This is a genomic window from Pseudomonas akapageensis (assembly GCF_011355085.1).
In the GTDB taxonomy this organism is placed as follows: Bacteria; Pseudomonadota; Gammaproteobacteria; order Pseudomonadales; family Pseudomonadaceae; genus Aquipseudomonas; species Aquipseudomonas akapageensis.
Genome location: NZ_VXCP01000036.1, coordinates 60,780 through 68,022, shown reverse-complemented (window position 1 = coordinate 68,022; position 7,243 = coordinate 60,780). Strand labels below are relative to the sequence as shown.

8 protein-coding genes are annotated in these 7,243 nt (G+C 58.5%); 5 read left to right on the top strand and 3 right to left on the bottom strand.

The window, feature by feature from the left end:
• Positions 1-54: 54 nt before the first annotated feature.
• Positions 55-537 (bottom strand): SsrA-binding protein SmpB, encoded by a 483-nt coding sequence (smpB, locus tag F2S13_RS21545; protein ID WP_166364541.1) that lies wholly within the window; start codon positions 535-537, stop codon positions 55-57.
• A 168-nt stretch (positions 538-705) separates the two neighbouring features.
• Here smpB and F2S13_RS21540 point away from each other — a divergent pair, with 168 nt between their 5' ends.
• Both F2S13_RS21540 and F2S13_RS21535 read left to right on the top strand, forming a co-directional pair.
• Positions 706-1,140, top strand: a complete 435-nt coding sequence (locus tag F2S13_RS21540; RefSeq protein WP_166364538.1) for a type II toxin-antitoxin system RatA family toxin — start codon at positions 706-708, stop codon at positions 1,138-1,140.
• A complete protein-coding gene (locus F2S13_RS21535; RefSeq protein ID WP_166364536.1) occupies positions 1,133-1,447 on the top strand; it encodes an RnfH family protein in 315 nt (104 codons plus the stop codon). The genes F2S13_RS21540 and F2S13_RS21535 overlap by 8 nt, the downstream gene beginning before the upstream one ends.
• 49 nt (positions 1,448-1,496) lie before the next feature.
• Here the strand turns inward: F2S13_RS21535 and F2S13_RS21530 are convergent, their stop codons facing one another.
• The gene (locus F2S13_RS21530; protein ID WP_166364534.1) at positions 1,497-2,039 is read right to left on the bottom strand and encodes an outer membrane protein assembly factor BamE; all 543 of its coding nucleotides are present in this window, start codon (positions 2,037-2,039) and stop codon (positions 1,497-1,499) included.
• A 97-nt stretch (positions 2,040-2,136) separates the two neighbouring features.
• Here F2S13_RS21530 and fur point away from each other — a divergent pair, with 97 nt between their 5' ends.
• Positions 2,137-2,541 (top strand): ferric iron uptake transcriptional regulator, encoded by a 405-nt coding sequence (gene fur / locus F2S13_RS21525; protein WP_166364532.1) that lies wholly within the window; start codon positions 2,137-2,139, stop codon positions 2,539-2,541.
• A gap of 64 nt (positions 2,542-2,605) precedes the next feature.
• Here the strand turns inward: fur and recN are convergent, their stop codons facing one another.
• A complete protein-coding gene (recN, locus tag F2S13_RS21520; RefSeq protein ID WP_166364530.1) occupies positions 2,606-4,282 on the bottom strand; it encodes a DNA repair protein RecN in 1,677 nt (558 codons plus the stop codon).
• 229 nt (positions 4,283-4,511) lie between these two features.
• Here recN and grpE point away from each other — a divergent pair, with 229 nt between their 5' ends.
• Together grpE and dnaK are read left to right on the top strand one after the other, a co-directional pair.
• The gene (grpE, locus tag F2S13_RS21515; protein ID WP_166364528.1) at positions 4,512-5,081 is read left to right on the top strand and encodes a nucleotide exchange factor GrpE; all 570 of its coding nucleotides are present in this window, start codon (positions 4,512-4,514) and stop codon (positions 5,079-5,081) included.
• Between the two features lie 101 nt (positions 5,082-5,182).
• The gene (gene dnaK / locus F2S13_RS21510; RefSeq protein ID WP_166364526.1) at positions 5,183-7,099 is read left to right on the top strand and encodes a molecular chaperone DnaK; all 1,917 of its coding nucleotides are present in this window, start codon (positions 5,183-5,185) and stop codon (positions 7,097-7,099) included.
• Positions 7,100-7,243 lie beyond the last annotated feature (144 nt).

The following is a 7,243-nucleotide window of genomic DNA, read 5'->3' as shown; positions in this document are numbered from 1 at the left end:
ACTTGACCAGTTCAGCTTGCCAGCGATGAGGCCCGAAAGGCAAAACGACTGGGGTCAGTCGTCCTTGCCCTTGCTGCGCACCGCACGCTGCAACTCGCGATCGGAATCGCGCTCGCGTTCGGTGTGGCGCTTGTCGTACTCCTTCTTGCCCTTGCCCAGAGCGATTTCGCACTTGATCAAGTGCTTGCTCCAGTACAGTGACAAGGCGACGCAGGCGTAGCCTTTTTGCTGAACCGAGGCGAACAGCTTTTCCAGCTCGCGGCGGTTGAGCAGCAGTTTGCGGGTGCGTGTCGGGTCGGCGATGACGTGGGTGCTGGCGGTGGTCAGCGGGGTGATATGGCTACCCATCAGCCAGGCCTCGCCGTCCTTGAGCAGCACGTAGCTGTCGACCAATTGTGCCTTGCCGGCACGCAGACTTTTTACTTCCCAGCCGGCCAGGACCAGACCAGCCTCGAACTTGTGTTCGACGAAGTAATCGTGTCGCGCCTTCTTGTTCTGCGCGATGGTCCCTGTTGGATGTTTCTTTTGTTTAGCCATAGGGGGCGCATTATATGCAGTCGTCGCGTTGTCGGCTACGGGCACGCAGCATGCTTGAGCCGCTTGAATGAATCCCGGACAATGCAATCCGATTTTCTTGATGCGCTTATGTGGCGCCCATCGGCAATCTTGTAGTGTTTGCCGCTCAGTTTTGGAAGTGACGCCTGCATGACAACGCATATTCAACGTTCGGCTTTGCTGCCTTACCCTGCCCAGGCACTGTATGACCTGGTCAATGACGTCGCTCGTTATCCGGAATTCCTGCCGTGGTGTTCATCTTCCAAGGTGCTGGAGGCCAGTGACGAGCATATGCGTGCCAGCCTGGCGGTTGCCAAGGGTGGGCTCAGCCAGCATTTCGTAACACGTAATACCCTGGTGCCCGGGAATTCCATCGAAATGAACCTGGAGGAGGGGCCGTTCAATCAGCTTCACGGTCTCTGGATCTTCAAGCCGTTGGGTGAGAAGGCCTGCAAGATCAGCCTGGATCTTTCGTTCGACTATGCGGGGCCTTTGGTTCGGGCGACTCTGGGGCCCTTGTTCAATCAGGCGGCCAATACCCTGGTCGATGCATTCTGCCAGCGAGCCAAGCAACTTCATGGCTGAGCCCCTGATCGAGGTCGAAGTGGTCTTTGCGGCAGTGGACCGGCAACTGTTGCTGAAGGTTTCTGTGCCGACTGGGACCACGTTGCGCGAGGCTGTCAGGTTGTCGGGCATGCTTGAGCAGTTCCCCGACTACAAGCTGGAAGAATACCCGTTGGGAATATTTGGTCGGGTGGTTGCGCAGCCGCAAACCAGGCCCGTTCAGGCGGGTGAGCGAATCGAGCTGTATCGACCGTTGCTTGCCGACCCCAAGGAAGTGCGCAAAATGCGTGCAGCCAAAGCGGCGAAGGCGAAGGCAGAAAAGCTTTAAGCCAGATGACAAAAAGCCCGGCATGCCGGGCTTTTTTGTTTTCGCCTTGTTACTCGGGCGTGATGGGGCGCGGGGTCGGCACGGGTACCACTTCAACCTTGTCCACGTCTTTCTGGAGCTGATCGAGGGTCGAGCCAGGCTTGGGCGGCGTTTCAGGTTTGGCTTCGGGTTTGACTTCGACAGGCTGTGCTGGCGTAGCCTCTGCCGGGGTAACCGTAGTACTGCTTTCGCGACCGAGAATCGCCTCGTCGCGGCTCACACCTGGCCGGAAATCGCCCGACAGACCTGACAATTGATCGCTAGAATTAAAGAATACACTGATGCGTTCCTGTTGCCGCTCGCCGCCACCAGGCTGCAGGCTGTACAGGTAATCCCAACGATTGGTATGGAATGTGTCGGTGATCAGAGGGTTGCCCATGATAAACCGTACTTGCTTGCGGGTCATTCCCGGGCGTAATTGGTCTATCATGTCTTGCGTGACGACATTGCCCTGCTGGATGTCGATTTTGTAAACCCCGGGGAAGGAACAACCGGCGAGTGCGAGCAGACCCACGAGCGTGAGGCTGGTTAGCAAGTGCTTGGTGTTTTGCATCGGTGGGCGACTTCCACTATCTTGGCTGGACAACGTAAACCCCGATCATACCCGTATTAAGAGAAGCTGCGAAGCAGCATCGGCGAGAAAGCTGACCATGGTTGAAAATAGCGAACTACGAAAAGTCGGCCTCAAGGTGACACTGCCTCGAGTCAAAATTCTACAGATGCTCGACTCGACCGAGCAGCGTCACATGAGTGCAGAAGATGTCTACAAGGCACTGATGGAAGCAGGTGAGGACGTAGGTCTGGCCACGGTTTATCGTGTTCTGACCCAGTTCGAAGCTGCAGGACTGGTTGTGCGCCACAACTTCGATGGCGGCCATGCGGTCTTCGAATTGGCTGACGGCGGCCACCACGACCATATGGTCAACGTAGAGTCCGGTGAAGTCATCGAGTTCTTCGACACTGAAATTGAAAAGCGTCAGAAAGAGATCGTGGCCGAGCACGGTTTTGAGCTGGTTGATCACAACCTGGTGCTGTACGTTCGCAAGAAGAAGTAAGCGTTACTACTGCAATCGTGCAGTCTGCGAAGGCGACCTCAGGGTCGCCTTCGTGCGTTTTGCCTCAATTGATCTTTGCCGTGACGACCATTTTTTTGGCATGCGCCAGGGATTCCTTGGTCAGGTCGATGCCGCCCAACATGCGCGCCACTTCTTCGACGCGTTCGCTCTTGCCCAGGCTTGAGACGGCAGTGCGGGTGGCATCGCTGCCGCGCACCTTGTGCACGAACAGGTGGTGATGGCCTTGGGCTGCCACCTGGGGCAAGTGGGTGACCGTCAGTACCTGTCCGCGCTCGCCGAGCCGGCGCAGCAACTGGCCGACGATTTCCGCGGTCGGCCCACCGATGCCCACGTCCACTTCGTCGAACACCAGGGTGGGTACGCGAGAAGTTTGCGCGGTGATGACCTGGATCGCCAGGCTGATGCGCGACAACTCGCCGCCGGATGCCACCTTGGCCAGGGCCTTGAGCGGTTGCCCGGGGTTGGCGCTGACCAGGAGCTCCACCTGTTCCAGGCCGTGGGGCAGCAGTTCGTCGCCGCCATTGGGGTGCAGTTCGATGCTGAAGCGCCCGCCCGGCATGCCCAGTCGCTGAATTTCCGACTCCACCGCTGCGGCAAGCCGGGTTGCTGCCTGCTGGCGCAGTCCGCTCAGTTCGCGGGCTTTTTCCTGATAGTGGCGGGCGTAGGCCGCAAGCTCTTCGGCCAGGCGCTCGATGGATTCATCATTGGCATTCAGGGTTTCGATTTCATCCAGCAGTTTCTGCTGCAGGCCGGCAACTTCGGTTGGATGGATGCGGTGTTTGCGCGCCAGGGTGTAAATGGTGTCCAGTCGCTCTTCGAGTTGCTGAAGTCGCGCCGGGTCTGCATCGAAATGATCGAGGAACCGGTTCAGTTCGCCGACGGCCTCTTCGACCTGGATTTGCGCGCTCGCGATCAGATTGGCCGCCTCGCCCAAGGCACCGGGTGCATTATGTACGGCGGTCAGGCGGTTGAGGCTGACGGTCAGAGCGCTCAGCACGTTGCCTGAGTCGTTCTCGCTGCAATGGTCGATGACTTGCCGGCAAATGCCGAACAGGGCTTCGGCATTGGTCAGGTTTTTGTGTTCCTGTTCGAGCTGTACCAGTTCGTTCTCGCCGAGCCCGAGGTTTTCCAGCTCTTCGAGCTGATAGCTGAGCAATTGGTGGCGGGCGCGTTGTTCGTCGCCGGAATTGGACAGGCGGTCGAGCTCCAGGCGTGTCTGGCGCCAGCGTTGTGCAGCCAGTTGCACCTGGCGGGCAAGGTCGGTTGCCCCGGTATATTCATCGAGCAGGCGACGATGGGTGTCGGTCTTGAGCAGGGATTGGTGTTCATGCTGGCTGTGGATGTCGATCAGCAGCTCGCCGAGCGCCTTCAGGTCACCCAGCGGGCAAGGCGAGCCGTTGATATAGCCGCGCGAGCGCCCTTCGGCGGTGATGACCCGGCGCAGTATGCACGGGCCGTCGTTGTCCAGGTCGCGCTCGGCCAGCCAGGCTTGGGCCTCGGGGATGTCGCCCAGATCGAAGGTGGCGAGGATATCGGCCTTGTCGGCGCCCGGGCGCACCACGCCGCTGTCGGCGCGATCGCCGAGGGTCAGGCCGAGGGCGTCGAGCATGATCGATTTGCCGGCGCCGGTTTCACCGGTGATGACGCTCATTCCGCGGGCAAGTTCGAGGTCGAGGTGTTCGACGATGGCGTAGTTGTGTACGGAAAGGTGCACCAGCATCGGGCGGCTCCCAGGCGTTAGGTCTGGTTATTTATACAGTGTTTTATTTGCGGCTGACAATGCCTCGGGTTAGCTCGATTTGGTTATGAGTGTGTTCTTTTAATCGCTTGCAGGCATGAGGCGAAATGGTCAGCTCGTCACAAAGACCCTTGAACCTTGAATTTACGACCCCATATAGCGGGCAGAAGTGCGAGTCGAGCTCGCTGACGTAATTGAAAGGAGAGATCTAATGGCTGACGAACAGACTCTGGATACACAGAATCCGGATGCTAATCAGGCCGCCGAGGCAGCTGGCGGTGACGACCTGGCAACGCGTGTTCAGGTGCTCGAAGAGCAGTTGGCGGCCGCAAAGGACCAGTCCCTGCGCGTTGCGGCCGACTTGCAGAACGTCCGCCGCCGTGCCGAACAGGACGTCGAGAAGGCGCACAAGTTCGCGCTGGAAAAATTCGCGGGCGACCTGCTGCCGGTGATCGACAGCCTCGAGCGCGGCCTGGAGCTGTCCAATCCGGATGACGAGAACATCCGCCCGATGCGCGAAGGCATCGAGCTGACCCTGAAAATGTTCCAGGACACCCTCAAGCGCTACAACCTCGAAGCGCTGGATCCGCACGGCGAGCCGTTCAACGCCGAACACCACCAGGCCATGGCCATGCAGGAAAGTGCCGAGGTCGAGCCCAACAGCGTGCTCAAGGTTTTCCAGAAGGGCTATCAGCTCAATGGTCGCTTGCTGCGTCCGGCCATGGTCGTGGTCAGCAAGGCGCCGGCACCGGTTTCGCCTTCGATTGACGAGAAGGCTTGAAATCGGTCGAACGGCCCCCATTTAGGTGTCAAGCGTTTAAGTGCTACCGCAGTTAGCCACCACTGCTGCGGCAACCAAATTCAAGTTTCGGGAGAGTGAACATGGGCAAAATCATCGGTATCGACCTGGGGACTACCAACTCCTGCGTCTCCATTCTGGAAAACGGCAACGTCAAGGTTATCGAGAACGCTGAAGGCGCTCGTACCACGCCGTCGATCATCGCTTACGCCAACGATGGCGAGATCCTGGTCGGCCAGTCCGCCAAGCGTCAGGCTGTAACCAACCCGCACAACACCCTGTATGCGGTGAAGCGTCTGATCGGCCGTCGTTTCGACGAAGAAGTCGTACAGAAAGACATCCAGATGGTCCCTTACAAGATCGTCAAGGCTGACAACAACGACGCCTGGGTAGAAGTGAACGGCCAGAAAATGGCACCGCCACAAATCTCGGCTGAAATCCTGAAAAAGATGAAGAAGACCGCCGAAGACTACCTCGGCGAAGCAGTGACTGAAGCGGTCATCACCGTACCTGCGTATTTCAACGACAGCCAGCGTCAGGCCACTAAAGATGCTGGTCGTATTGCCGGTCTGGACGTCAAGCGCATCATCAATGAACCGACCGCTGCTGCTCTGGCATATGGCATGGACAAGGCCAAGGGCGATCACACCGTGATCGTTTACGACCTGGGTGGCGGTACCTTCGACGTGTCGGTGATCGAGATCGCTGAAGTCGACGGTGAGCACCAGTTCGAAGTACTGGCAACCAACGGTGACACTTTCCTCGGTGGTGAAGACTTCGACATCCGTCTGATCGACTACCTCGTGGACGAGTTCAAGAAAGAAAGCGGCATGAACCTCAAGGGTGACCCGCTGGCCATGCAGCGCCTGAAAGAAGCCGCTGAAAAAGCCAAGATCGAGCTGTCTTCCAGCCAGCAGACCGACGTCAACCTGCCGTACATCACCGCAGACGCAACCGGTCCGAAGCACCTGAACGTCAAGATCTCCCGCGCCAAGCTGGAATCGCTGGTCGAAGACCTGGTTCAGCGCACCATCGAGCCTTGCCGCATCGCCATGAAAGATGCCGGTATCGACGTCAGCAAGATCAACGATGTGATCCTGGTCGGCGGTCAGACCCGTATGCCGCTGGTACAGAAGCTGGTTACCGATTTCTTCGGCAAAGAAGCCCGCAAGGACGTCAACCCGGACGAAGCCGTTGCCATGGGTGCTGCCATCCAGGGCGCCGTATTGGCTGGTGACGTGAAGGACGTTCTGCTGCTCGACGTCAGCCCGCTGACCCTGGGTATCGAAACCATGGGTGGCGTGATGACCGCGCTGATCGAGAAGAACACCACCATCCCGACCAAGAAGTCGCAGGTGTTCTCCACTGCCGATGACAACCAGAGCGCCGTGACCATTCACGTGCTGCAAGGCGAGCGCAAGCAAGCGGCCCAGAACAAGTCCCTGGGCAAGTTCGACCTGGCCGAGATTCCACCGGCTCCACGTGGTGTGCCGCAAATCGAAGTGACCTTCGACATCGACGCCAACGGCATCCTGCACGTAGGTGCCAAGGACAAGGCCACTGGCAAGCAGCAGTCGATCGTTATCAAGGCCAACTCCGGCCTGTCCGAGGAAGAAATTCAGCAGATGGTTCGCGACGCTGAAGTCAACGCCGAGGAAGACCGCAAGTTCGAAGAGCTGGCCACTGCCCGTAACCAGGGTGACGCGCTGGTTCATTCGACTCGCAAGATGGTCGCCGATGCCGGTGACAAGGTGACCGCGGAAGAGAAAACTGCGATCGAAGCTGCTGTTGTTGCCCTGGAAGCCGCTGTGAAAGGCGACGACAAGGCAGCAATCGAAGCCAAGGTCGAAGAGCTGTCCAAGGTTTCCGCTCCTGTGGCGCAGAAGATGTATGCCGAGCAGGCGGAAAAGCCGGAAGCGGCTGCTCAGCCTGCTGAAGAAGCTGGCAAGCATGACGACGTCGTCGACGCTGAGTTCGAAGAAGTCAAAGACCACAAGTAATTATCGCTTGTTGTCGGCCAGTTCAGCGCATTCTCGCGGTGGCTGGTAGGATGTCGCCGCGCGGGGGCTTGCTCCCGCGTTGGCGTGTCTGGAATACACGAATTTTTACAGCATTTGACCAGGGTTGAATGCTGGCGGCACCGC